Raw genomic sequence first — 24067 nt, 5'->3', positions numbered from 1 at the left:
GGAAGATGCTATGACTGATCATCTGGCCGCAGAGGCTTTCGGCCCGCTTGGCGACCGGCCGATCATGTGGGTCGATTGCGCAGCGGCCAGCGCGGAAGGGATGGCGCGCCGATATCGGCAAGATACGCGGGCAATCGTCGTCGGGGTCGATCTGGCTGGGGCGTGCCCATCGCTTGACCCGGCTTTTTTCGACATGCTGCTGACCACCGTCGTGGCGCCGTCATCGCCATGGGTCGGCGTGGCGGCGAGGCGGATGGACGATCGGCGGAAGGCGATCGAGGCGCGCGTCGCCAATGCGCCGATGGCGGCCGGGATCGCGGTGGATGTCTTTCGCGCCTGCGATCATCTGCCTTTCGACCTTGGGATAGCGATGGAATCGCTTGGCTACTCCACCCTTCTGGCCGGGGGTGAATTTCGCAAGTGGCGGCAAGGCCGCTTGAGGCCAAGCACGATTGTCGATGAGGTCGATCGGCCGCAGGTCCGGGTCGAGCGCGATGGCGACCATGTCACGATTACGCTGGCCCGGCCCGATACGCGCAACGCGATGCGCGCGTCGATGCGGGATGCGCTGCACGAGGCGCTGTGCGCGGTGCTGGACGACCCGAGCCGCCCCGGCATGACGCTGCGCGGTGAGGGCGACTGCTTCTCGACCGGTGGCGACCTCGCCGAGCTCGGCAGCGCGGACGACATGGCGCAGGCCCACGCGATCCGGACGCTGCGATCCTGCGCGGGGCGTCTCCACGCATTGGGAGAACGCGCGCGCATCGACCTGCATGGCGCCTGCATCGGGTCCGGCATTGAAATCGCGGCCGCCGCACCGCACCGCACCGCCCGGCGGGGCACCTTCTTTCAGCTGCCGGAACTGGACATGGGGCTTATCCCCGGCGCGGGGGGTACGGTCTCCCTCGCCCGCGCCATAGGGCGACATCGCGCCAGCTACATGCTGTTCAGCGGTCGGCGGGTCGCCCTGGCCGAGGCGGTGCAATGGGGTTTGGTGGAGGCGGCGGCATGAATGCGGCCCGGCGTGCCGCCGTCCTGCTGGCGGAACGGATCGAGACTGCGACGGCAGCTTTTGGCAGGCGCGTGTCGCTCGACCCGCAGGCCGTGCTGGATCGTAGCGGCGACATAGTGCTGGGTGAACCGGGGGCGACATCGCCCAACGGCCATTGCCGGATACTGGCGGCAGCGGACGGGTGGGTCGCGCTCAATCTCGCGCGGCCCAGCGACCTGGAACTGATGCCGGCCTGGATCGGCGCAGAAATCGACGATGACCCATGGCAGGGGGCCCGCAATCATGCCGCAGTGACGGCCGCCGCGCATTTGATCGAAACGGGCCTCCTGCTCGGTCTGCCCGTGGCGCGTGTCGGCGAAGTTGGGAAGGGCAGTTTGTCGCCCGCTCTTGTCACCATGGGCGCTGGCGGCAGCCCGAAGGCGGCGCCGGTCATTCTCGACCTGTCGAGTCTCTGGGCCGGGCCCCTGTGCGGAGCCATCCTGGCGGAGATGGGCGCACAGGTGATGCGCGTCGAGGATCCGGCGCGGGCCGATCCTACCCGCGTCACGACGCCGCATCATTTCGCGCGGCTGAGCCGTGGGAAAGCGGAACGGCGCTTCTCCTTTGGCACAGAGGCCGGACGCGCCCGACTTTTTGCATTGGCCAGTGTCGCCGATGTCCTCATCACCAATGCCCGGCCCCGCGCCTTTGAAAGCCTTGGTCTGGCACCGGCGCGGCTGTTCGCCGCAAACCCGGCGCTTATTTGGGTGGCTATAACCGGCCATGGCTGGACCGGCAAAGAGGCGGGCAGGGTCGCCTTCGGCGACGATGCCGCTGCAGCCGGGGGACTGGTCGACTGGGTCGAGGGCGGGCCGCACTTTATGGGCGATGCGTTGGCCGATCCGCTGACCGGCATGGCCGCGGCATTGGCGACGATCAAGGCGATGCAAGCGGGCGGTGGCGTTTTGGTGGATGCAGCCATGGCGCAGGTCGCGGCCGGTGCCGTGGACATGGTGGCATGAGAATGCTGCTACGGTCGGTCGCGCTTGACGGCGATCTCGTCGATGTGCGGATCGCAGATGGCCGCATCGCGCAAATTGGACGGGGATTGAGCGCGCACGAGGTGATCGTCGACGGGGACGGCGGGGCGCTGATCCCCGGTCTGGCCGATCATCATCTTCATATTCTCGCGACCGCAGCGCGGCGATCATCGGTCGTCATCGACGATGTTGTCGGGATGGACGATATCGCGGTGCGACTCGCGAAGGTCGAGGGGAAAGGATGGATTCGCGCGGTCGATTGTCCGGCAACGCTGGCCGACACGATGACGTGCGACGATCTGGACGCGATACTTCCCGATCGGCCGTTGCGGATGCAGGACCAGACCGGCGCGCTGTGGCTGTTGAACGGCGTGGCGCTTGATCGGGTGCTGGGTGGCATCGACGCCGACGGCTGGCCTGCCAGCGTCGAGCGCGATGGCGCGGGACGACCGACCGGGCGTATCTGGCGCGGCGATGATTGGCTGCGCGGCCGCCTAGTGGCTGAACCGCCCGACCTGGCGCCGCTGGGGCGCGAACTGGCGCGCTATGGCGTCACGGCGCTGGCCGATGCGAGCGTTTCCAATGATCCGCAGTCTGCCATGCTGCTGGCCCATGCGGTGCGGACCGGCGCATTGCCTCAAAAGCTGATGCTGATGAGTGGTGGGCCGTTGGAGGCGCCGGCGGACCTCGCCTTTACGGTCGGGCCGGTCAAGATATTGATCGATGCGAGTGCGTTGCCGCCCTTCGACATCATGGTGGCAAAGATCGCCGATGCCCATGAAAATGGCCGGATGGTAGCGGTTCATTGCGTCACCGCGACCGAACTGGCCTTCACTCTGGCCGCCTTTGCCGAGGCGGGATGTCGAGATGGCGACCGGATCGAGCATGGCAGCGTCATTCCGCCTGATGCAATTGGCGCGATCCGCGATGCGGGCCTCCGGGTCGTGACCCAGGCGGGTTTCATCGCCGCGCGGGGCGACCGATATCTGCGCGACGTGGCAACGCAGGATCAGCCGGATCTCTATCGGGCTGCGTCTTTGCTACGCGCTGGCGTCAGGGTAGCGGGCAGTAGCGACGCGCCTTATGGACCGCTTGATCCATGGATTAGCATGGCGACCAGTATCGATCGCAGGGCGCCGTCGGGGGCGGTGGTCGGGGCAAAGGAGACGCTGACGCCGATAGCCGCGCTGGATCGCTATTTGTCGCCGCTCGATGATCCGGGCGGGGCGCCGCGCCATATCGCGATCGGCGAGCCGGCCGACCTGTGCCTGCTCGACCGGCCATTGGACCGGGCGCTTGCCGCGCCGTCATCGACCTGCGTCAAAATGACCATGCGAGATGGCAGAATACTCTATCATCGCGCCTAGGTTTGACACTCCGGTGCCAAGATGACATTGCGTCAGTTAATGAAAGCCGACAAGGCATCCTTAGCCGGAGAGGTGGCATGACCCTATTGATCGACCTGAGGGGCAGAACAGCTGTGGTCACAGGCGGTGGCGGCGGTATCGGACGGGCGATCGCCATACGCCTGGCGGAAGCCGGTGCGCATGTAGCGATCGGCGACATCGTCACTGAACGCTGCGAGGAAACCGCTGCACGTATTCGCGAATCAGGCCGGGAGGCGCTGGCCTTTCCCCTGGACGTGATGGACGGCGATCAGGTGCGAGCGCTGGTAGCCACCGCCGATGCGCAATTCGGCAGGGTCGACATATTGGTGAACAATGCCGGCGGTGTCTCGCGCCGAATGTTCGCCGACCAGTCTCAGCGAAGCTGGCAGCGCCATATCGATATCAATTTTACCAGCATGTTGGCCGCTACCCATGCCGTCATCCCGATCATGCGGCGCGGCGGGCAGGGCGGCGCGATCGTCGGCGTCAGCAGTATGGAAGGGTCACGCGCCGCCCCCGGTTTTGCGGTTTATGCCGCATGCAAGGCCGCGATGGAAAGCTTCACCAAGTCGATGGCGCTGGAGCTGTCGGCCGACGGCATCCGGGTAAACTGCATCGCGCCAGATCACACGGTGACGCCGGGCAATCGCGGCAATCGGTCCGGGCCGGTCGATCCGACCAGTTGGGTCCAGCCCAGCCCCCAAATGGAGGACGCGATGTGCCGCGCCATACCACTGGGTCGCGAGGGCGTGGACATGGAGTGTGGCGACGCGGTCGCCTTCCTCTGTTCGGATCGTGCGAGCTATATCACCGGCGTTACCCTGCCGGTTGATGGCGGGACGATGGCGGCGTCTGGATGGCACCGAGGCACACGGGGCAACTGGACCTTGGCGGAAGGACTGAATTTTGACTGAGAGCACGACAAGGCCGCCGATGATCGTCGAGCGGCACGGCGAAATCGCGATCCTGACCCTCGACCGTCCCGACGCGATGAACCCGCTCGGACACAAGGGCGACGGCGCGGCGATCGAGGCGATCTGCCAGGATCTCAACGCCGATTTGTCACTTCGCTGCGCGATCCTGACCGGCGCGGGGCGGGCCTTTTCCGCTGGCGGCGATGTCAAGGCGATGGCAGATCCGGAGAGCGCCTTTTCGCGTGGCGGCCTCATCACCCGCGATCATTACCGTAACAATATCCATCGCGCGGCGCGGGCGATCCATGGCCTTGACCTGCCGCTTATCGCAGCTGTCAACGGTGCCGCCATCGGCCTGGGCTGTGACGTTGCCTGCATGGCCGACATCCGCATCGCGTCTGACCGGGCGAAATTCGGCGTCACCTTCCTCAAGCTGGGCCTTGTACCGGGCGATGGCGGCGCCTGGCTGCTGCCGCGCACCATCGGAATGAGCCGCGCGGCGGAATTGTTCTTCACCGGCGACCTGATCGACGCGGATACCGCCATGGCATGGGGGCTGGTCAGCCGGGTAGTCCCGCATGAAAGGCTGATGGACGAGGCACTTTCGCTGGCCGGGCGGATTTGCGCGCAGCCGCCCCATTCTCTGCGCCTCACCAAATCGCTGCTGCGTCAGGGGCAGAGCGCCACCTATGACGCGGCGCTGGAAGATGCGGCAACGGCGCAGGTGATGAGTCATGCCACCGCCGACTATCGCGAAGGGGTAAGCGCTCTGATCGAAAAACGCGCTCCCCGGTTCAAGGCAGAATGACATGACCGCCGACCCGCATCTGGCCTTCATGCCGGAAGATGATTGCTATCACCAACTGTCGGACGATCCCTATGAGACGGAAACCAACTGGTGGTCGTTCAATATACCCGAGCGCAAGATCGGCTGCTGGATCCACACGCCCTATTATCCCAACCGCAAGACGGTGACCTGGCGCATCTTCGTCTGGGACGATCAGGGGATCGAGCCGGGACGGCTGGCCTATTACAAGAAGGTCGAGGAAGCGCCGATGCCGGACGACCCGGACCTGCGCGACATCAGTTTCCCCAAGGGCGGCTACAGCCTCAAGATGCTGGAGCCCGGGATGAAATATCATCTGGCCTATGAGGACAAGGAGCGCGGCTTCGCGCTCGATTTCATACATAGCGGCGTCCATCCGCCGCACCGCTTCCAGCCGGGCGAGCCGCCATTCATGCAGACGCCGCATTTCGACCAGCTGGGCCATGTCATGGGCACTATGACCTTGCGCGGCGAGAAGATCGCGATCGACGGCGTGGGCGTGCGGGATCGGACCTGGGGACCGCGCGGCGGCCCGTATCAGACCAGTCAGAAGAGACATGCCGACGACAGCCAGCGGGTGAAGCATCCCGGTGGGCCGCTCTGGCGCCAGATCGAGCGCGAGCGCGGGCGGGGACGGATCGACTATATTTATGGCCACAGCCTCGACTTCCAGACCGGCTTTCTCGGCTTCGTGCGGATGCAGGATGGCGACGCGAAAGGGTGGGCGCCGATGAATGTCGGCTGGTTGCTCAAGGACGGCGTGTTCGGAGAGATCGACAAGACGAAATCGCGGATGCTCAACTTCCGCGATCCCGTCGCGGGCTGGAACAGCCATATGCTGGTCGATCTCGCCGATACCACCGGTCGCACGCTTGAAGCCGAAGGCCAGTCGGTCAGCCGGATGAGCGAGGGCGGCTACGGTCTCAACCAGTTGATGCGGTGGGAGCTGGACGGCAAGATCGGCTGGGGTGAGGATCAGGACGTATGGGTGGGCGACCATTTCGCGCGAATGCTGAATGCGCTGAGGACGACGCGGTGAGCGATCCCAAGGCGCTTCTCCCCCAAGGTCTGGGCGATGCGGTGGAGCGGGCCGCCAGCGCCATCATCACGCAGGTGGGCCCGCGCGGCGGCGGCGGGGCGTCGCGCTCCGGCGCCGAGCTATCCCTGCAATGGTCCGACGGGACAGTCCGTCACGCCTATATGAATTACGATGTCGATCGGGCGGGAGCGGGCGACGATGCCGCTTTCCTGCGCGAGGCCGGCATATTGCGGGCCTTGTCTGGACCTCTCCGCCATGCTTGCGTCCGAACGGCCCCTTACATCACCAGCGTGCCCGAACTGCGCGCGCTTGTGACGGAAAAGGTGGCAGGCGAAGCCAATTTTCATACCGTTCGTGATCCCGCGCTGCGCTCTGCCATCGCGGCCGACCTGATGGGCCAACTGGCGGCGCTTCATCGCATCGATGCCACGAGCGTGGAGGGGCTGGGCGCCGTGCGGACTGTGCGTGACGAGATATTGACGCGGACGCAGGCGATCCGCGCGCATGTGCGCGCTCATGGCGACGACCCGCTGATCCATCTTGCGCTTGACTGGCTGGACAACAACGTGCCACCCGAACCCGCCCGCGTTGTCGTCGTTCATGGCGACTGGGGGGCAGGCAATTTCATGTTTGAGGGCGACCGGGTGACGGCGCTGCTCGACTGGGAGCTGGTCCATTTCGGCGATCCGATGGCGGACATGGCGATGCTGTGCCTGCGCGGGCTGTTCCAGCCGCTGGTGCCGCTGCCCGAAGCCTTTGCCGCCTATGAAGCTGCCGGCGGCGAGACGGTCGATCTCGATCGGGTGCGGTACTGGCGTCTCTTGTTCCAGACCGGTTTCGCCAGTCGCGCCCGCCATGAGGATCCGGACGCGCCGCCGCCGCCAAACCTTGGCATGAACATGGTCTATTCGATGGTCCATCGTCGCGTGCTGGCGCAAGCGCTGGCGGAAGCGAGCGGCATCGACCTGCCCGAAGTCGAGATGCCCGATGCCGCGCCCGGCGCGCTCGATCGGTCGTTCAACATCGCCCTTGACGATCTGCGCGATATCATCGTGCCGCGCATTGCCGACCAGCAGGCGTCGGTCAAGGCCAAGGGACTCGCCCGGCTCGTCAAATGGTGGCAGGCCCATGCCCGCTACGGCCCTGGCTATGACGCGGCCGAGCGCAACGAACTGGCGCGGGCGCTGGGGCGATTCTTCGCAACTCGGACCGAAGGTCGTGAGGCGCTGCGCGACGCGGTGCTGGCCGGGACGATCGACAGGGCGGTTGCGATCTCGCTGGTCCATGCCCGCGTCGTTCGGGAGAATGCCCTGATGGCCGACGCCATGGGCAGCCTGGCAACAACCCACTTCGCGCCGCTGGAATAGCATAGAGGCAGGGCTTGTCTGGACCCGCCCGGCCGCATCGCGCCGGGCGACCTTGAACCATGTCCTCGAATTTTGCGCCCCACGCGCCCGTTTGGGCAGATATCGGATGACGGTTTACATGCGTCCCATCGCACGATAAAAGACTGACACAATGTCAGCTATTGATCTCCGCATTGGATGGAGGCGTGGCGCGATAGGGAGATGGACGATGCCGGACCGGCTGATTGGAAGCGCGCAATGACCAGGGTCATGGAGGGTGTGCGTGTTCTGGAAGTAGCGCAATTCACTTATGTGCCGGCAGCCGGCGCGGTGCTGGCCGATTGGGGCGCCGACGTGATCAAGATCGAGCATCCGGTGCGCGGAGACGCCCAGCGCGGCATCCAGATGCTGGCGCGGCTCGCAGTCAACCCGCAGCGCAGCAGCCTGATGCAGCATCCCAATCGCGGCAAGCGCTCCGTCGGGATCGATGTGTCCACGCCCGAAGGACAGGAGCTGATCTACGAACTCGCCAGGAACTGCGATGTGTTCCTGACCAACTACCTGCCCCAGCAGCGGCAGAAGCTGCAGATCGACCTGGAGCATATCCGGGCGGCCAATCCGGATATCATTTATGTGCGCGGATCGGCCTTTGGCGAAAAGGGGCCGGAGCGGGAGAAGGGTGGTTTCGATTCCACGGCTTTCTGGGCGCGGGGTGGTTCGGCCAAGCTGGTCAGTCCGCCCGAACTGGGTGGTCCGCTACTCCAGCCCGGCCCGGCCTATGGCGACACGATTGGTGGCATGAACCTGGCGGGCGGGATCGCTGCCGCGCTGTTCCATCGTGAACGGACCGGCGAGGCGACGGAGGTCGATGTGTCGCTGCTTTCATCCGGCATTTGGGCCACGGCGTGCAGCATCGATGTCGCGATGGAGCTGGACACGGTTCCGTTCCGGTCGGCCTTGCCCGGCCAAGAGGACGCGGGCACCAACCCCTTTGTCGGTGTATTCGAAACCGCCGATGGCGGACATATCAATCTCACCGTTCTTAAGCCGGGTCCGTTCATCCAGGATGTCTTCGAGCATCTGAATATCGCCGAACATGCAAGCGATCCCCGCTTCGCGACCGGTGTCGAACTGATGGCCCATGCAGCCGATGCGCAGGCGCTGGTGCGCGAAGCTTTCAAGCAGCATCCGTTCAAATATTGGCTGGAGCGCCTGAAGACGATGAAGGGCCAGTGGGCTGCCTACCAGACGGTGCTCGATGTCGCGACCGACGAACAGGTGCTGGCCAACGACCTGATCTTCGAAGTGGAATCCGCCGATGGCGGCGCGCCCATCCGGCTCGTCGCCAATCCGGTCCAGTTCAACAAGGCGGGCGTCCAGACCACCCGCGCGCCCGAACCCAGCGAACATACCGAACTGGTGCTGATGGAACTGGGCCTGGACTGGGACAGGATCGAGGAACTGAAGAACAAGGGCGCGATCGCCTGATCGCCCTTTCCAGGAGGAAAAGACATGCAGTTGAAGCCGGGATCGCGCTGGAAAAGTGCGGTATGCGATACCGAAGTCGTCGTGGTGCGCCCTCCCAAGGGCGATGTGGTGCTGGAATGCGGCGGGGCACCGATGGTCGCGAAGGACGCGCCCGTGCCGGAGGGGCTGGAACTGTCCGCCGATCTGGCCGGGGGCACGTCGGTCGGCAAGCGCTATTTCAGCGATGCGATCGGTATCGAGGTGCTGGGCAGCAAGGCCGGCAAAGGGTCGCTCTCCGCCAATGGCGTGCCGCTCGCACTCAAGGAAGCCAAGGCGCTTCCTGCGTCCGACTGATCGGGATCCGATAAAGCCATGCAGACACATCTTCTGCTCGAAATGGGGGCGGACAGTTTCCCCGACCGGATCGCCATGTCAGGCGCCGGGACGACCATGGATTATGGCGAGTTGCTGGCGCGCGCACGCGCCGGCGCCGCCTGGGTGAGTGCGCAGGCGGGCGAACGGCTGGTGTTCGTCGGCCTCAACGGACCCACGCTGCCCGTCGCCCTGTTCGCCAGCGGCCTTGCAGGCAAGCCGTTCGTTCCGCTCAACTACCGTCTTTCGGATGCCGACCTGTGCAAGCTGCTGGCCCGCACCGCGCCGTCGATCGCTGTGGTCGATGCCGATATGCTGCCACGCGTCCGGGGCGTGGAGGGCGTGACTTTCATCGCCCGCGCCGCATTCGACGCCGCTTGTGTCGATCCTCTCTGGCGCAAGGCCGACCTGGACTATGCCGACGAGGACATCGCTGTGCTTCTGTTCACCAGCGGCACGACTGGCGAACCCAAGGCAGCGGTGCTGCGCCACGCCAATCTGACCTCTTATGTCATCTCGACCGTCGAGTTCATGGGTGCGGATGATGGGGAGGCCGCGCTGGTCAGTGTGCCACCCTACCATATTGCGGGCATTTCGGCGATCCTGACCAATATCTACAATGGCCGTCGGCTCGTCTATCTCGACGCCTTTACGCCGGAAGCCTGGGTCGACCGTGTCCAGGCGGAAAAGGTGACGCACGCCATGGTGGTGCCGACAATGCTCGGCCGCATCCTCGAGATACTGGATGTGCGCGGCGACCATCTGCCGAACCTGCGGGCGCTGTCCTATGGCGGCGGCCGTATGCCGCAACCGGTGATCGAACGCGCGCTCGCCCACATGCCCCATGTCGATTATGTCAACGCGTATGGCCTGACGGAGACCAGTTCGACTATCGCGGTGCTGGGGCCGCAGGATCATCGCGATGCGCTCGGGTCGGATGATCCGGCCGTGCGTCGGCGCCTGGGATCGGTCGGTCGGCCACTGCCAGCGCTGGAACTGGAGATACGCTGTCCCGAGGGACGGGGCGTGGCAGCCGGCGAGTCCGGCGAGATTCACGTCCGCGGCGAGCAGGTCGCGGGCGAATATACCCACAAGAGCGTGCTGAGCGCCGATGGCTGGTTCGCCACCAATGATGCGGGCTGGCTCGACGAGGATGGCTATCTCTTTGTCGAGGGACGGCTGGACGATGTGATCGTGCGCGGCGGCGAGAATATCTCGCCAGGCGAGATTGAGGACGTGCTGCGCCAGCATCCTGGGGTCGCTGATGTCGCGGTGCTGGGCCTACCCGACGACCAGTGGGGGGAGCGGGTCGCTGCGGTCATCGTGCCCCATGATCCGGCGCCCAGCATACAGGAACTGGCTGACTGGGTGAAGGTGCAGTTGCGTTCCACCAAGACGCCGGAAAGCTGGGATTTTCGCGCGGAGCTCCCCTATAACGACACCGGCAAGCTGCTGCGCCGCGTGCTCAAAGCCGAGCTGGCGAAGGCGGCAGCCAGGGTCTGAGCGGTTGTTGGGAGGGGGCGGGCCTTGGTGCCCGCCCGGCCGTCCTCATACCGTCAGGAGCAGGCACCCGGCGATCGGTCCGCCCCCATTGGCGACCACGGCCACCTCCATGGGCTTGGAAACCTGCCGCGCGCCGCCCTGCCGGCGCAGCTGCACGCAGGCTTCGTGCAATATCCAATAGCCATGCATACGCCCTGCCGAAAGCTGGCCGCCATAGGTGTTGAGCGGCATTTTTCCGTCCAGCGCGATCCGGCTCGCGCCCTCCACGAACGGCCCGGCCTCACCATCCTTGCAGATACCCAGCGCTTCCAGCCAGGCGAAGGTCAGGAAGGTGAAACCGTCATAGAGCTGCGCGATGTCGATGTCGGATGGGCGAAGCGCCGTCTTGCTCCACATTTCCGCGGCCGCATCGACCGATGCCATCTTGGGATAATCGGGCCGCATCGTCCAGGCGCCCTGGCCCGTGCTGCCGCCAAAGGCTTCTATGCGGATCGGCGGTTGGGGGCATTCCGCCGCATAATCGGGATGGGAAACGACCACCGCAATCGATCCATCGATCGGAATGTCGCAGTCGAGCAGGCCGAACGGCGTGGAGATCATGCGTGCATTCATGTAGTCGTCGAGCGTGAAGGGGTCGCGAAATACCGCCTGGGGATTGCGCGCTGCATTATGGCGAGAATTGACCGCCAGCCAGCCCAACTGCTCCTTGGTGGTGCCATATAATTCCATATGCCGCCGGCAATGCATACTGAGCCAGTTGGTGGCGGCATAGGCATGATAGGCGATCAGTTGCGGTGCATCGGCCATACCGTGGGGCAGTTGCACCTGCGCGGCGGAGACGGCAGGCCCGGCACCGAACAGCCCGGTCTTGTCATTATCCAGCAGGTTGCCGCCCATCATCTTGACCGTGCGATAGACCAGTACATGGCGCGCCTGGCCCGCCTCGACCGCTTCGGCAGCCGCCATGACATAGGATAGCAGGCCACCGCGGTCATAGCCCTGCCCGGCATAAGGCGGGTCGATACCGAGCGCTGCGCAGGCGGTGGCGCGCGGGATGTCCCCCAGCGTCGCGACACCGTCCAGATCGGCCGCGGTCAGTCCCGCGTCCGTGATCGCCAAGCGGCTCGACTGGAGCGTGAGGTCGAGATTGCTGATCGCCGTCTTGCGACCGATGTCGGAAATACCGATGCCGGAAATCACGGCTTTCTTGCTCGGCATCATCATCTCCTGTCTGTCGTTGAATCACTGGACAAAGCCTCTCCTAAAGCTAGGGTCGCGCCCTTGTCACGGGAGAAATGACAATGAGTCAGTTACAGGCTGCCGAGCCCGCGCCCAGGATGCTGGACATGTTACCCCAAACCTATCGCAGCTTCTGGACTGGCGGGCAGGACGGTGTGCTCCACCTGTTGCGCAATCGCCAGACCGGCCGTTTCGTCCACCCCTTCTGGCCAGTGGCAGACAATGACCCGCTGCTGGAAAGCGTGCCCGTCAGCGGTCGCGGGACGGTCTTTACCTACACCGTCAACCATCAGGCTTATAATCCTGCGGTCCAGCCGCCCTACGTGATCGCCATCGTGCAGTTGGAGGAACAGGAGGATCTGCGGATCGCCACCAACATCGTGAACTGCGATCCGCAGGATGTCACGATCGGTATGGCGGTGCAGGTGCGGTTCGAGCAGCAGGGCGGCCTGTTCGTGCCCGTGTTCGCACCGGCCTGACGCGCGAGCCGGTAGCGCGTGCATCGAATCGGTTAATTCTTCACCGTCGATACGCGCTGCCAATATTCTCGGCAGGGCGTTGAGCGCCTCGCTAAAAACCGCGCGATTGCGCGGCTCGCCACATGCAGCATGACCATGAAACCCGCAATTCGCCGCTTGCAAAATCACGTGGGCAGGCATAAAAATGACGAAACATCAGTTTTAAGAATGGCGCGAGGAGTTTTGAGGATGCAACTGGAAGACATGATCATCGTCAGCGTTGACGATCACGCCGTCGAATCCCCGGAAGCCTTCGTTCGCCACTATCCGGCGGACAAGAAGGCCCGCGCACCCAAGATTATCGATAAGGACGGCAAGGACGTATGGCTGTGGGATGGGAAGATCTACCCGACCATAGGCCTCAACGCCGTCGTCGGTCGTCCGCGCAGCGAATATGGCATGGAGCCGACGCGCTTCGAGCAACTGCGCCCCGGCTGCTTCGATCCCAAGGCGCGGGTCGACGACATGAACGTCAATGGCGTGCTGGGGTCGCTCAACTTCCCTACCATGCCGGGCTTTGCCGGCGGCACCTTCATCGCCAACCCGAACCGTGAAGAGGCTTTGCTCGCCATTCGGGCGTGGAACGACTGGCATGTGCTGGAATGGTGCGAAATCGGCAAGCATCGTCTGATCCCGATGCTTATCCTGCCGCTTTGGGACATGGACCTTACCATCGCCGAAATGCGCCGGATGTCAAAATATGGCGTCCACAATATCGCCTTCCCGGACAATCCCGCGCGCGGCGGACTGCCCAGCATTCATAACGACTATTGGACGCCGTTCTGGAAGGAATGCTGCGACCTCAAGATGCTGCTCAACTGCCATATCGGCACTGGCAGCCGCGCGGAACATGCCTCGGACGAGACGCCGATCGACGCCTGGATCACGACCATGCCGATGGCGATCGCCAATTCCGCGGCGGATTGGTTGTTCGGCCGCTTCTGGAAGGATTTTCCGGACTTGCGCATGGCCCTGTCGGAAGGGGGCATCGGCTGGATTCCCTATTTCCTGGAACGGGCCGACTTCACCAATGAACATCATCATGAGTGGACCTTTACCGACTTCGCCAATGGCGAACGCCCGTCGGACGTGTTCAAACGCCATATCGTCACCTGCTTCATCGACGACCAGTTCGGACTGAAGAGCATGGAATATATGAACCCGGATATGGTTTGCTATGAAGCAGACTATCCACATTCCGACACTTTGTGGCCCAACTGCCCGGAACATCTATGGCTGTCGGTTCAAGGTCTTAGCGACGAGGTGATTAACAAGGTCACGCACGAAAATGCCATGCGGGTGATGAATTTCAACCCGATTGAGGCGCTGGGCGGCCGCCAGAACTGCACCGTCGGGCATCTGCGCGAATTGGGTAAGGACGTCGATGTCAGCCCGCGCCAGGGGCTGGGTGGGTTGAAGACGGACAGTATGCACATAGTCGGCGATGCCCGCCGTCCGGTCACGTCGGGCGAGATCATGGCGATGTTCGCTGCGGCCTGAGGAGCGGCCGAAAAGATGAAGTCGCGGGGACAAGGCGAGCTGTCGCCATGACCCCGCCCCATTTTTTTTGGGGGGGAGGCGTGGACAACTGGACCATGGCGCGGATCGTCGCAGCGCGAGCATCGCGGGGTTGCCTTGGGCCGGGATCCGTCCGGTTGCCGCTTGCTCACGGGTTAAGCCTGCAAGTTTGGCAACATAGGGCGGGTCTTTCGTCTGACCGCGACGCCTTTCGCCCGACCGGTAATAGCGTCGGTAGGGCCGCTCCAGCAGCGCCTGATCCGTCCCCCGGCCCGCTTGACCAAGAGACGAGTCTGTCCGCGATGACGACCGCGCCGTCGGGACAGGCGCCCCCTCCGGTAACTCGTTCGATTGGTCCCAGCGCGCTGTCCGGCCGGAGACCTCACATCGCCGAAATGCCGCCATCCAGCTTGAGTTCGGCGCCCGTCATCATCCGGCTTTCGTCGGACGCGAGATAGAGGACGCCATAGGCGACATCATCGGGTTCCCCGACACGACCGATCGGGATCTGCCGCGCGAGTTTGGCGAGCCGCTCTTCCTGCGTCCCACGCCCGATCCCGTCCAGCAACGGCGTGTTGACAAAGGTAGGGTGCACCGAGTTGCACCGTATATCGAGGCCTTCGCGTGCACAGTAGAGGGCAATGGATTTGCTGAGCATCCACACGGCCGCCTTGGACGTATTGTAGCCCACGAAGTTGGCGCTCGCGATCATCCCCGCGATCGACGAGATATTGACGATCGATCCGGGCATATGGTCACGCATCACGCGCAGTGCGGCGCGACTGCCGAAGAAGACGCTGTCGACATTGATCGCCATGGTCCGGTCCCAGAGGTCGGTCGGCATATCCTCGATCGTGCCCATGGGCGCGATGCCGGCGTTGTTGACCAGTACTGACAGGCCGCCCATCGCCGCCGCCGCTGCGTCGATGACCGGTCGCCACCCTTCCTCGTCCGTGACGTCCAGGAAGAAGGCGCAGGCTGTGCCGGCGCCCAGTTGCGCATTGATCGCGTCCGCCAGGGCGGCGGCGCCGGACAGGTTCAGGTCAGCGATTGCGACCTTGGCGCCATGGCGCGCGAGCATCCAGGCGCTCGCCGCGCCCAGGCCTTGCGCGCCGCCGGTGACCAGTGCCTTTTTGCTGGCGACACGCCCTGATCTGTCGGTCGACGCGCTCAGCGAATTTCCCACTTCTTGGCATTGTTCATGATTGCCCAGCGATCGACCTGCGCGGTCCCGATGGGGTTGCCGAGAAAACAATATTTGAGACCCGTCTGGAGCGCGCCGGTACGGGTCTGGTCCAGCGACTCCCAGATCGCACGCACTGTGCCCTGCGTGGCAGCGGGCGGCTTGGCCGCGATCTGCCGCCCCAGTTCGTCAGCCCGCTCCCAAAGCCGCTCCAGCGTGACGACTTCGCTCACCAATCCGATCCGCTTGGCGGTCTCCGCGCCGATTCGCTCGTCATTGCCGAGGAGGGCCATGCGCAGTACGTCGCCCAATGGCATCCGATAGGTCGCACCGATGGGTTCCAGCGCCGACGTCATGCCATAGGTGACATGGGGGTCAAAGAAGGTCGCTTCGTCCGAGCAGATGATGATGTCGCTCTCGTTGATCCAGTAGAACGCGCCGCCCGCAGCCATGCCGTGCACGGCGCAGACCACTGGCTTCCAGCAGCGATTGGCCTTGGGGCCCAGGAAGTCGCCAGGATCCTGAGCGGTCCAGATATTGTCGTGCATGATCTTGCCTTCGGGCGTCTGGCTGTCCTTGACGTCCACGCCCGTCGAGAAAGCCCGCCCCTTCGCTGCCCGCAGCACGACGCAATGAACATCATCGTCGGCCGATATATCCTTCCACAGATAGTCGAACTCTTCCAGCATCCGTTTGGTAAAGGAGTTCAGCGCTTCGGGTCGGTTGATCGTGATGGTGGCCACATGATCGGCCTTTGTAACGATGATAGTTTCATATTCCATCGGGACATTCCCCTATAACTAGGTTAGATAGGCCTTATTCCGCCGTAACGATATGTGCAAGCTTGCCAAGCTCCCGCCGCCGGTTTTAAAACAAGGTTTACCTTTTTGGGGAGATGAATTTGTCCCGCGTGCGTAACGAGATGACAACTGAACAGGCGCCGCCGACAGCCGGGCCTATTCGCGTGCCCAAGACATCCGAAGTTGTTGCTGATCATATTCGCAAGCGCATTGTGCGCGGCGAGCTGAAGGAGGGCGATTTTCTACCGCCCGAAGGCCAATTGATGGTGACGCTGGGGATATCCCGCCCCACGTTGCGAGAGGCGTTTCGCATCCTTGAAGCCGAAATGCTCATCAGCGTCGGTCGCGGGTCGCGTACCGGTGCCCGGGTTCATGCGCCGCGCGTCGAAAGCGTGTCGCGTTACGCAGGATTCGTTTTGCAGTCCCAGGGTACGACCGTCGGCGACATCTACGAGGCGCGGCTCGCGATTGAGCCTTATATTGCACGGCGCCTGGCGGAAAAGCCGCCCAAGGATGTCGTCAGCCGACTGACGAGTGAAATCGATCGGTTGCAGGCGATGGTCGAGGAAGCCCGCTATGTCGATTTCATGATCGGTCTGGCTGAGTTCCATCGTATTCTGGTCGAGTTGGGGGGCAATCAGACGCTGCTGTTCCTCACGACCATCCTGCATGGCGTGGTGGCCCGATATCAGGTCGAGCATCTCGAGAGGCGCGCCGTTTCGGACGAGATCCAGCGCAAGCGATCGCTGGGCGGTATTCGGTCCTTCCGCAAGCTGGTGGCGCTGATCGAAGCGGGCGATGGCGACAAAGCGGAAGCGCATTGGCGTCTGCATGTTATCAATGCAAACAAGTCCTGGCTGGAGCCTGACCAAGCCGACAGCCTGATCGACGTGTTGGATTAGCCGATCATGGCTGCGTCCCTTTTGCCGATGCGGTCCTGGCTATTCGTGCCGGGCGATGATGATCGCAAAATGGCCAAGGCGGTGGACAGTGCGGCCGACATCGTCCTGTTCGATCTGGAAGATGCTGTCGCGACCGAAAAAAAGGCTATCGCTCGTCAAACTGTTTGCGCCGTTCTGAAGACGCGGGCGGACGGGCACGAAAGATTGTGGGTCCGGGTCAATCCGCTGGATGGATCTTATACGCTTGATGATCTGGTTGCGATCATGCCCGAACGGCCCGGCGGGATCATGCTGCCTAAGGTTCACGGACGGCAGGATGTGGAAAGGCTGGACCATTATCTGTCTGCGTTTGAGGCGGCGAATGGCATCGCGCCGGGATCGACCCCGGTGATCGCGCTGGTGACCGAAACTGCCCAAGCGATGTTCCATACCGGCGACTATAAGGGGGCGCCGCGTGTCGTGGCGCTGACATGGGGCAGTGAGGATCTGGCTGATTCGCTCGGCGCGACCACGAATCGAAATTCCGACGGCAGCTATGGTTTTACCTATGAACTGGCGCGGTCCTTATGTCTTTTGGGCGCGGCTGCAGCCGGGGTGATGGCGATAGATACGATACAGAGCGATTTTCGCGATCTTGACGGCCTGAAGATGCGGGCGGAAAGGGTGCGACGCGAAGGGTATCGAGGCATGTTGGCGATCCATCCTGCACAGGTGGATGTGATCAACGCAGCGTTCAGCCCAACAGATGCGGAAATCGCGGAAGCGCAAGCGATCGTTGATCTTTTCTCTGCCAGTCCGGGCACCGGCGCCATAGGTTACAGGGGCGGGATGCTCGACCGGCCCTTTCTGTCGCGCGCCCAGAAATTGCTTGAACAGGCCGGCCTTCGCTGATCGCAGGTGCGGCTCAATTGGCACGCACCAACAGGAAACATGCCGCCAGAGGCCCGCCAGCGGTCGATAGGGCTGCGACGCGTGGCGTGCCATTGACCTGCCGGTCGCCGCCCAGCCCTCGCAACTGCACGCACGCTTCATGCACCTGACCATAGGCGTGCATCCGTCCGGCGGACAGCGCGCCGCCGTTGGTGTTGATCGGGAGATCGCCCTCGAGCGCGATGCGGCTGCCGTCGCCGATGAGGTCACCCGCTTCATACCGGCCGCAAAAGCCGAAATTTTCCAACCAGTTGATAGTATGGAAGCTGAATCCGTCGTAAAGTTCAGCGACGTCGACGTCGGCGGGCTTGAGGTCGGTGCGGTTCCACATCATTTGCGCCACTTTGGGCTGGGCCTGGGTGGCGAGTGCGTCGAGTTGGGTCCAGCTGTTGCGATACTGCATGGAACTGCCGATCGCTTCTATATGGGTAACGGGATGTGGCCCGTCGCGCGCCGCGTCGATGTGACTCAGGATTATGGCCGTCGAACCGTCGATCGGGACGTCGCAATCGAACAAGCGCAACGGCGTGGAGATGATCGGAGAGGCGAAATAATCATCCATGTCGATCGGCGTACGATAGATGGCCGCAGGATTGCGGCTCGCATTGCGCCGGCCGTTGATCGCGATCTGTGCGACCTGCGCGGGCTTGATACCCGATTCATGGACGTAACGCTGAAACATGAGCGCCTGCTGGGTCGCGGCGGCATAGGTGTGATAGGGCGCATACCAGGCGAAGGGGCCGCGCACTCGATCGCCAGGCCTATTCAGCGCGTTGGCAAAACCCGCCTTGCGCGCGGTCGCTTCATACATGGTGCGGAATATGAGTATGTGGCGGCATAGTCCGGATGCGATCGCGCCGATCGCGTTGAACAGCGCGCCGAACTGCCCCGACGTTTCGGCAGCGTTGGAATACCAGCCGAGCTTGAGCCGCAGCGCATCCTGCAAGGCTGGAATGCCGACATCGGAAAAGCCCGATCCATCCGCCCGGTCCCCTGGCCAGGTCGCCATGCCGTCTATGTGGGCGCGGGTCAGGCCTGCGTCCGCGATCGCCCCCAAAGCCGCGTCGATCGTCAGGCCAAGCGCAGACTTGTCCGCCCCGCGCGATATTTTCGACTGCCCGATTCCTGTAATCGCAGTCTGTTTTTCGGCATAGGCGGTCATGCGTCATGCTCCACCGCTGCGGATATGGGCGCAAATAGCGGCACCCAAAGATCATCCACCTGCTCGAAGCGCACCGTGACCGGCATGTTGATCTCCACCTCGTGCGGCGCGCAACCGACGATATTGGTGGCGAGTCGCACCTCGGGACTTTCCTCCAGCGCGACGAGCGCCAGCACATAGGGCACGGTGAGGCCGGGCATCCATTGCTTGTGATTGACCGTGAAGCTCTCGATCGTGGCGCGCCCGGACACCGCATGGGGCGCCGTATCGCGCCCTTCGCATTGGGGGCAGAAGCCGGTCGGCGGATGAATGAGATAATGGCAATCATTACATCGTTCGATCAGCAGCCTGCCATCCTTCCCGCCGGTCCAGAAGGGCAGGGTGTCGCGATCGGTCGCGGGCAGCGGACGGAGGATCTTATCGGTCATCGCGCGCCCGCCCCATTTGCGCCAAAAGCAGTTCGTCGCAAATCCCGTCGCCAAGCAGGACCATCGTGCACGATGGTTTGTGCGTCATCGCCGTCAAATTCCCCTCCCGCGAACCAAGTATCTTGCGCTTTATGCTGTATCACCTAGTGAACCATGATAGGCATGGGCCGTCAAATCATATGGAGACCGGACGCGTGGCAGAGATGGACGAAGCACAGGCCCCCGAGGTGCTGGTGGATAATGAGGGCGGCGTTCGCATCATCACGTTGAACCGGCCCGACAAACTCAATGCGCTGGCCGACGGCATCATGACCTTGCTGGCCGACGCGACCGCCGATGCGGCGCGCGATCCCACGGTGGGCTGTGTGGTCGTAACGGGCGCGGGGCGCGGCTTCTGCGCAGGAGGCGATCTCAAGGGGGGCGGGCACAAGCCGCTTCCCGCGAACAATGATGTGGGCGGCCGCGTGGAGCAGGGGTTCGCCCGCCTGCGCGGTTACATGGAAACCTCCCGCCTGCTGCATGAAATGCCCAAACCGACGATCGCGATGGTGAACGGCCCGGTGGCAGGCGCGGGGATCGGCATCGCCGGGGCTTGCGATTTGCGGTTCGCCGGCCGATCGGCCACCTTCCTGTCTGCATTCGACCGGATCGGCGCCGGTGGCGATTTCGGCTCCAGCTATTTCTGGACCAAGATAGTGGGTTCGGGCGTCGCGCGTGAAATCTTTTTCCTGGGCGAGAAATATGACGCCGAATCCGCGCTGGCCAAGGGCATCTACACCCGTCTCTTCGACGATGCCGTGCTGCGTGCGGAAACGCTCAAGGCGGCGCACCGTCTCGCCAACGGTCCGCGCATGGGGTATCGGTACATGAAGTCGAACCTCAATATCGCCGAGGACAGTGCGTTCGAAACCGCGCTTGATCATGAGGCGCTGAACATGGGGCTGTCTACCACCGCCACGGCGCAGATCTACAAGGCGATGCAGGAGGCAAAGGGCGCCTGACCGCCGGAGACCGCAATCAGGTCAGCCATGCGTGGCGTGGTAGCCCTGCATCGCCGACTTTCCTGCCGGCTCGTGCAGAGTTGTTTGACTAAGTTGTATAAGAAGTGTCATGGCAGACGTGGCAACGCGATTGAACGACAGCCCTGGGAGAATGGGTCAGATGGATTTGAGCTATGGGGAAGGCGCCGAGACCTTTCGCCGGGAGGTGCGCAGCTTCCTGAAAGGCGCATGGCAGCCAGGCGAACGGCGCAAGGATGAGTTGAAGGCCTTCATCCGCGATTTCCGGACCAAGGCGACGGATGCGGGCTATCTCTATCGCGCGATTCCAAAACAATATGGCGGGTCGGAGCAGCCGGCCGACGTGGTCAAGGCGCAGGTCATCCGCGAAGAGTTCGCCCGCGCCCGTGCTCCGATGGAGATTGGCGGCAACGGCATGTCGATGCTGGTCCCAACTTTGCTGGAAAAGGGCACGCCCGAGCAGAAGGACATGTTCATCCGTCAGACGATGGCCGGCGACATGATGTGGGGGCAGGGCTATTCCGAGCCCGGCACCGGGTCCGACCTGGCGTCGGTCCGCACGCGGGCCGAACTGGTCGGTGACGAGTGGGTCATCAACGGGCAGAAGATCTGGACGAGCCAGGGCGACCGCGCGACTCACATGTTCGGCCTGTTTCGCACGGAGCCCAACGCGTCCAAGCATGGCGGCATTTCCTATCTGATGCTGGACTTGAATCAGCCCGGCGTCACCCGCCGGCCGATCCGCCAGATGACGGGCGAGGCGGGCTTCTACGAATTTTTCTTCGACAATGCCCGGACCCCGGCGAGTTGGATCGTTGGCGAGCGGGGCGATGGTTGGAATGTCTCGCGCACCACGCTCAAACATGAGCGCGCGTCCATCGGCTCGGCTGATGCGCTGGGTGGCACCTTCCGCAAGCTGGTCGAGCTGGCGCAGGAGATGGAGATTGACGGCCAGCCTGCGATCAAGGACGCGAAGGTGCGTGATGCGCTGACGAAGATCGAAGGCTGGGTGATGGCGCACCGCTATTCCAGCTTTCGTCTGTTCAGTCTTGCCGCCGCGCAGGAACAACCCGGCCTCGTCGGCCTCATGATGAAGTTGCTGCTGACTGAAACCGGGCATGAGATGGCGCTGCTGGCGCAGGAACTGATCGGTGATCATGCGCTGATCGAACCCGCTTCTGCGGGCACCCGTGGCCGTGGCCCGGAAAAATGGCTGGACCAGATCATGGGCACGCTTGGCAATTCCATTGCCGGCGGCACAACCAATATTCAACGCAACATCATCGCGGAGCGTGGCCTTGGCCTGCCGCGCGACCTGGCCATGGAGGCGGACAAGTGAGGTTCCATCCGACCGAAGAGCAACTGGCGATCCAGGACGCGCTCAAGGGCACGCTGGAGGATGCGATGCCGCGCGAACGACTTGAAAAGATCGTCAATGACGGCGGCGATTTCGATCGCGAGAGCTGGAACGCATTGATGGCGCTGGGCCTTGGAGGCCTCGCTTTGCCCGAAAGCGTGGGCGGCGCGGGGCTGGGCCTGGTCGATCTCGCCATGGGCATCGAAGTTTTGGGCCAGGACGGTGTGGTAGGCCCCGTTCTTCAGCATTGCCTCGCGGGGCTGGCGCTCAATCTGGCCGATGACGCGGACGCCAGGGAGGCCTGGCTCGGTAAGATCGCCAGTGGCGAAACCGTAGCGACCGTGGCGTTCGGCGGCAATTGGCTGCCCGACAGCTGGGCCGTGACAGTGGCGGGCGGCAAGGCGAGCGGCGTTATCGGTTTCGTGCCCGGCGCGGAAGCGGCGGATCTGATCCTGGTTGGCACGCAGGGCGGCGGGCTGGCGCTGATCGAAAAGGGTGCCGGAGTCGTCGTGGAGGCCGTGCAGTCCGCTGATCGCACGCGCCGCCTGTCCGCCGTGACGTTCGACGGCGCGCCTGCTTCCGTCCTGTTCGAACCCGGAGATGCGCGCGTTGCGCGCATTTTCGATGCGGCCCTGGTGCTGGCCTCGGCCGACGCGCTCGGCGGCGCGCAATATTGCCTCGACCTGTCCGTTGCCTATGCAAAGGAACGTGAACAGTTCGGTGTCGCGATCGGCCGCTTTCAGGCGCTCAAGCACCAGTTGGCGCAGATGGCGCTGGAGGTCGAGCCTGCCCGCGCCCTGATGTGGTATGCCGCTTATGCCTGGGATAGCCAGCAGGACGATGCCGCACGCGCGGCGGCGATGGCCAAGGCGCATATCGCCGATCGCTACGTGTCCGTGGCCCGCGCCGCGGTGGCGGCGCATGGCGGCATCGGCTATACGTGGGAATATAGCCTCAACACTTGGTTCCGCCGCTCGCTCTTCGATCGCGCTTATCTGGGCAGTCCCACCGTGCATCGCGCGCGAGCGGCCGATCTGGCGGGCTGGTGAGCGACATTGCCATTGAACCGGGGGCCCACGGCGTGGCGCTCTCGGGCGCGCCGTTGCCGCTGTTCGACGTTCCAGTCAGCCAGCCCTGGGGGCCGTCTCCCCTGCGCCGGCCGGGGTCGGTGCGCCGCACGATGACGCTCGACGCGACCTGGCCGGATGGCCAGGATGGCGACGTGATTTTTGCCGGTGATGCGCGCGATATCGTTACGGAATGGCAGGGAGGCGGGCCTGTCCCAAAGCCGGCCATCGTCGCGACGGCCCACATCGACGTGGTCGCCGAACACCGGGTGATGCTTTCGGTGACCAGCACGCCGCCGCGTCCCGAACTTGCCCAATTGTCCGGCGCACGAGCGGGTGGCTATCTGCGCGCGGAAATCGACAAGGCGCTACCTGGCGAAAAGCGGGGCGGCACACCGCTCTACCTGCTGCTCGACGATCTGGCGGGCGCGTCGCTGGTGGGCGGCTGGGCCTGGTCGCGCTGGACCCAGGACTGGATGTCGCGCCTTTCGGTGCAGGAACGAGCAGACCATGCGGCGCGCATGGAAGGCATCTGCATCGGCTTCCGGCCGGGTTCGGACGCCCTGTCCATCGGCGGCAGGCCCGTGCCGGACCAGAATGCCTCGCGCGTTCCATCGCTGGTCAACCCTGAAGATCCCGATGGCTGGCATCCGCTGATCGATCGGGGTGGGGTGAACTTTCGCCGTGCCCGGCGCATCGACGTCTGGCGTGAAGGCGATGTCATTCACGTCGAATCCGGCTTTCAGGACAGCGCCAGCGCGCCCGATGGCGGGGACCGGATCGCGATTCACGAATATCGACTCACTGCGACGGCCGACGCCGCAACCCAGTGCTTGCGCAGCGTCGTCGCGCGACCGGGCACCCTGCCGTACAAGGAGTGTCGCGCCGCGCCGGTCAATGTCGACGCACTTGTAGGCGTGCCGCTCGTTGATCTGCGCAATGAAGTGTTGCTTACGCTGCGCAAGACCGCGGGCTGCACACATCTCAACGACATGCTGCGCGCGTTGGCCGAAGTGCCGACGCTGGCGAGCCATCTGCCCGATCCCGTGGAAGGCTGA

General features: G+C 63.8%; 23 protein-coding genes. 18 read left to right on the top strand and 5 right to left on the bottom strand.

The window, feature by feature from the left end; translation table 11 throughout:
* The first annotated feature begins 10 nt into the window (after positions 1-10).
* From B2V90_RS08030 to B2V90_RS07985, 10 genes are all read left to right on the top strand, one after another.
* A complete protein-coding gene (locus tag B2V90_RS08030) occupies positions 11-1012 on the top strand; it encodes an enoyl-CoA hydratase/isomerase family protein (RefSeq protein WP_228221209.1) in 1002 nt (333 codons plus the stop codon).
* On the top strand, positions 1009-2013 hold the full coding sequence (locus B2V90_RS08025) for a CoA transferase (RefSeq protein ID WP_228221210.1): 1005 nt from the start codon (positions 1009-1011) through the stop codon (positions 2011-2013). Before B2V90_RS08030 ends, B2V90_RS08025 begins: the two co-directional genes overlap by 4 nt.
* The gene (locus B2V90_RS08020) at positions 2010-3398 is read left to right on the top strand and encodes an amidohydrolase family protein (RefSeq protein ID WP_293920824.1); all 1389 of its coding nucleotides are present in this window, start codon (positions 2010-2012) and stop codon (positions 3396-3398) included. The genes B2V90_RS08025 and B2V90_RS08020 overlap by 4 nt, the downstream gene beginning before the upstream one ends.
* 77 nt (positions 3399-3475) lie before the next feature.
* Positions 3476-4333, top strand: a complete 858-nt coding sequence (locus B2V90_RS08015) for an SDR family NAD(P)-dependent oxidoreductase (RefSeq protein ID WP_228221212.1) — start codon at positions 3476-3478, stop codon at positions 4331-4333.
* Complete coding sequence (locus tag B2V90_RS08010) at positions 4326-5141, top strand: crotonase/enoyl-CoA hydratase family protein (RefSeq protein WP_323132792.1); 816 nt, start codon at positions 4326-4328, stop codon at positions 5139-5141. Before B2V90_RS08015 ends, B2V90_RS08010 begins: the two co-directional genes overlap by 8 nt.
* A 1-nt stretch (position 5142) precedes the next feature.
* Positions 5143-6198 (top strand): DUF7065 domain-containing protein, encoded by a 1056-nt coding sequence (locus B2V90_RS08005; RefSeq protein ID WP_228221213.1) that lies wholly within the window; start codon positions 5143-5145, stop codon positions 6196-6198.
* A complete protein-coding gene (locus tag B2V90_RS08000) occupies positions 6195-7565 on the top strand; it encodes a phosphotransferase (protein ID WP_228221214.1) in 1371 nt (456 codons plus the stop codon). Before B2V90_RS08005 ends, B2V90_RS08000 begins: the two co-directional genes overlap by 4 nt.
* A 237-nt stretch (positions 7566-7802) precedes the next feature.
* Positions 7803-9032: a CaiB/BaiF CoA transferase family protein gene (locus B2V90_RS07995; RefSeq protein WP_228221215.1), complete on the top strand. Its 1230-nt coding sequence runs from the start codon at positions 7803-7805 to the stop codon at positions 9030-9032.
* A 24-nt stretch (positions 9033-9056) separates the two neighbouring features.
* Complete coding sequence (locus B2V90_RS07990; protein ID WP_169860795.1) at positions 9057-9365, top strand: hypothetical protein; 309 nt, start codon at positions 9057-9059, stop codon at positions 9363-9365.
* Between the two features lie 18 nt (positions 9366-9383).
* Entirely contained in the window at positions 9384-10886 is a 1503-nt protein-coding gene (locus B2V90_RS07985; protein WP_228221216.1) for a class I adenylate-forming enzyme family protein, read from the top strand.
* A 45-nt stretch (positions 10887-10931) separates the two neighbouring features.
* Here the strand turns inward: B2V90_RS07985 and B2V90_RS07980 are convergent, their stop codons facing one another.
* Complete coding sequence (locus tag B2V90_RS07980; RefSeq protein ID WP_293920818.1) at positions 10932-12104, bottom strand: thiolase family protein; 1173 nt, start codon at positions 12102-12104, stop codon at positions 10932-10934.
* 83 nt (positions 12105-12187) lie between these two features.
* Between B2V90_RS07980 and B2V90_RS07975 the strand changes: the two genes are divergently transcribed.
* Positions 12188-12604 (top strand): Zn-ribbon domain-containing OB-fold protein, encoded by a 417-nt coding sequence (locus B2V90_RS07975; RefSeq protein WP_066856906.1) that lies wholly within the window; start codon positions 12188-12190, stop codon positions 12602-12604.
* 228 nt (positions 12605-12832) lie between these two features.
* Positions 12833-14143 carry an amidohydrolase family protein gene (locus tag B2V90_RS07970; RefSeq protein ID WP_228221218.1) on the top strand — a complete coding sequence of 437 codons (1311 nt, stop codon included), beginning with the start codon at positions 12833-12835 and terminating at the stop codon, positions 14141-14143.
* 400 nt (positions 14144-14543) lie between these two features.
* Here B2V90_RS07970 and B2V90_RS07965 read toward each other — a convergent pair whose 3' ends face one another.
* Positions 14544-15347, bottom strand: coding sequence for an SDR family oxidoreductase (locus B2V90_RS07965; protein ID WP_228221219.1), 804 nt, complete (start codon positions 15345-15347; stop codon positions 14544-14546).
* Complete coding sequence (locus tag B2V90_RS07960) at positions 15332-16126, bottom strand: enoyl-CoA hydratase/isomerase family protein (RefSeq protein ID WP_228221220.1); 795 nt, start codon at positions 16124-16126, stop codon at positions 15332-15334. Before B2V90_RS07960 ends, B2V90_RS07965 begins: the two co-directional genes overlap by 16 nt.
* Before the next feature lie 140 nt (positions 16127-16266).
* Between B2V90_RS07960 and B2V90_RS07955 the strand changes: the two genes are divergently transcribed.
* Complete coding sequence (locus tag B2V90_RS07955) at positions 16267-17046, top strand: FadR/GntR family transcriptional regulator (RefSeq protein ID WP_228221221.1); 780 nt, start codon at positions 16267-16269, stop codon at positions 17044-17046.
* Positions 17047-17052: 6 nt separating this feature from the next.
* Positions 17053-17937, top strand: a complete 885-nt coding sequence (locus B2V90_RS07950; RefSeq protein ID WP_228221222.1) for an HpcH/HpaI aldolase/citrate lyase family protein — start codon at positions 17053-17055, stop codon at positions 17935-17937.
* A gap of 13 nt (positions 17938-17950) precedes the next feature.
* On the opposite strand, the gene B2V90_RS07945 is transcribed toward B2V90_RS07950, so the two are convergent.
* Both B2V90_RS07945 and B2V90_RS07940 read right to left on the bottom strand, forming a co-directional pair.
* Complete coding sequence (locus B2V90_RS07945; protein WP_228221223.1) at positions 17951-19138, bottom strand: thiolase family protein; 1188 nt, start codon at positions 19136-19138, stop codon at positions 17951-17953.
* The gene (locus tag B2V90_RS07940; protein WP_066857067.1) at positions 19135-19566 is read right to left on the bottom strand and encodes a Zn-ribbon domain-containing OB-fold protein; all 432 of its coding nucleotides are present in this window, start codon (positions 19564-19566) and stop codon (positions 19135-19137) included. The genes B2V90_RS07945 and B2V90_RS07940 overlap by 4 nt, the downstream gene beginning before the upstream one ends.
* A 203-nt stretch (positions 19567-19769) precedes the next feature.
* Between B2V90_RS07940 and B2V90_RS07935 the strand changes: the two genes are divergently transcribed.
* The 4 genes from B2V90_RS07935 to B2V90_RS07920 all read left to right on the top strand — a co-directional run bounded on the left by B2V90_RS07935 (position 19770) and on the right by B2V90_RS07920 (position 24067).
* Positions 19770-20567 carry an enoyl-CoA hydratase-related protein gene (locus B2V90_RS07935; RefSeq protein WP_084438998.1) on the top strand — a complete coding sequence of 266 codons (798 nt, stop codon included), beginning with the start codon at positions 19770-19772 and terminating at the stop codon, positions 20565-20567.
* Between the two features lie 160 nt (positions 20568-20727).
* Entirely contained in the window at positions 20728-21924 is a 1197-nt protein-coding gene (locus B2V90_RS07930) for an acyl-CoA dehydrogenase family protein (RefSeq protein ID WP_228221224.1), read from the top strand.
* Positions 21921-22991 (top strand): acyl-CoA dehydrogenase family protein, encoded by a 1071-nt coding sequence (locus tag B2V90_RS07925; RefSeq protein ID WP_228221225.1) that lies wholly within the window; start codon positions 21921-21923, stop codon positions 22989-22991. Before B2V90_RS07930 ends, B2V90_RS07925 begins: the two co-directional genes overlap by 4 nt.
* Positions 22988-24067 (top strand): DUF2889 domain-containing protein, encoded by a 1080-nt coding sequence (locus B2V90_RS07920; protein WP_084438991.1) that lies wholly within the window; start codon positions 22988-22990, stop codon positions 24065-24067. The genes B2V90_RS07925 and B2V90_RS07920 overlap by 4 nt, the downstream gene beginning before the upstream one ends.

The organism is Sphingobium sp. UBA5915, from assembly GCF_002431195.1.
Classification (GTDB): domain Bacteria; phylum Pseudomonadota; class Alphaproteobacteria; order Sphingomonadales; family Sphingomonadaceae; genus Sphingobium; species Sphingobium soli.
Note: the sequence above shows the minus strand (reverse complement) of the source record. Positions and strands in the feature narration are given on the sequence as shown.

What these genes read in the sequence shown, in the direction of transcription:
- B2V90_RS07955 (WP_228221221.1), top strand. Translation starts at nt 16,267, where the DNA reads ATGACAACTGAACAGGCGCCGCCGACAGCCGGGCCTATTCGCGTGCCC.
- B2V90_RS07995 (WP_228221215.1), top strand. Translation starts at nt 7,803, where the DNA reads ATGACCAGGGTCATGGAGGGTGTGCGTGTTCTGGAAGTAGCGCAATTC.
- B2V90_RS08015 (WP_228221212.1), top strand. Translation starts at nt 3,476, where the DNA reads ATGACCCTATTGATCGACCTGAGGGGCAGAACAGCTGTGGTCACAGGC.
- B2V90_RS08020 (WP_293920824.1), top strand. Translation starts at nt 2,010, where the DNA reads ATGAGAATGCTGCTACGGTCGGTCGCGCTTGACGGCGATCTCGTCGAT.
- B2V90_RS07935 (WP_084438998.1), top strand. Translation starts at nt 19,770, where the DNA reads ATGGACGAAGCACAGGCCCCCGAGGTGCTGGTGGATAATGAGGGCGGC.
- B2V90_RS07960 (WP_228221220.1), bottom strand. Translation starts at nt 16,126, where the DNA reads ATGGAATATGAAACTATCATCGTTACAAAGGCCGATCATGTGGCCACC.
- B2V90_RS08030 (WP_228221209.1), top strand. Translation starts at nt 11, where the DNA reads ATGACTGATCATCTGGCCGCAGAGGCTTTCGGCCCGCTTGGCGACCGG.
- B2V90_RS07940 (WP_066857067.1), bottom strand. Translation starts at nt 19,566, where the DNA reads ATGACCGATAAGATCCTCCGTCCGCTGCCCGCGACCGATCGCGACACC.
- B2V90_RS07980 (WP_293920818.1), bottom strand. Translation starts at nt 12,104, where the DNA reads ATGCCGAGCAAGAAAGCCGTGATTTCCGGCATCGGTATTTCCGACATC.
- B2V90_RS08025 (WP_228221210.1), top strand. Translation starts at nt 1,009, where the DNA reads ATGAATGCGGCCCGGCGTGCCGCCGTCCTGCTGGCGGAACGGATCGAG.
- B2V90_RS07945 (WP_228221223.1), bottom strand. Translation starts at nt 19,138, where the DNA reads ATGACCGCCTATGCCGAAAAACAGACTGCGATTACAGGAATCGGGCAG.
- B2V90_RS07970 (WP_228221218.1), top strand. Translation starts at nt 12,833, where the DNA reads ATGCAACTGGAAGACATGATCATCGTCAGCGTTGACGATCACGCCGTC.
- B2V90_RS08005 (WP_228221213.1), top strand. Translation starts at nt 5,143, where the DNA reads ATGACCGCCGACCCGCATCTGGCCTTCATGCCGGAAGATGATTGCTAT.
- B2V90_RS07930 (WP_228221224.1), top strand. Translation starts at nt 20,728, where the DNA reads ATGGATTTGAGCTATGGGGAAGGCGCCGAGACCTTTCGCCGGGAGGTG.
- B2V90_RS07990 (WP_169860795.1), top strand. Translation starts at nt 9,057, where the DNA reads ATGCAGTTGAAGCCGGGATCGCGCTGGAAAAGTGCGGTATGCGATACC.
- B2V90_RS07985 (WP_228221216.1), top strand. Translation starts at nt 9,384, where the DNA reads ATGCAGACACATCTTCTGCTCGAAATGGGGGCGGACAGTTTCCCCGAC.
- B2V90_RS07975 (WP_066856906.1), top strand. Translation starts at nt 12,188, where the DNA reads ATGAGTCAGTTACAGGCTGCCGAGCCCGCGCCCAGGATGCTGGACATG.
- B2V90_RS07950 (WP_228221222.1), top strand. Translation starts at nt 17,053, where the DNA reads ATGGCTGCGTCCCTTTTGCCGATGCGGTCCTGGCTATTCGTGCCGGGC.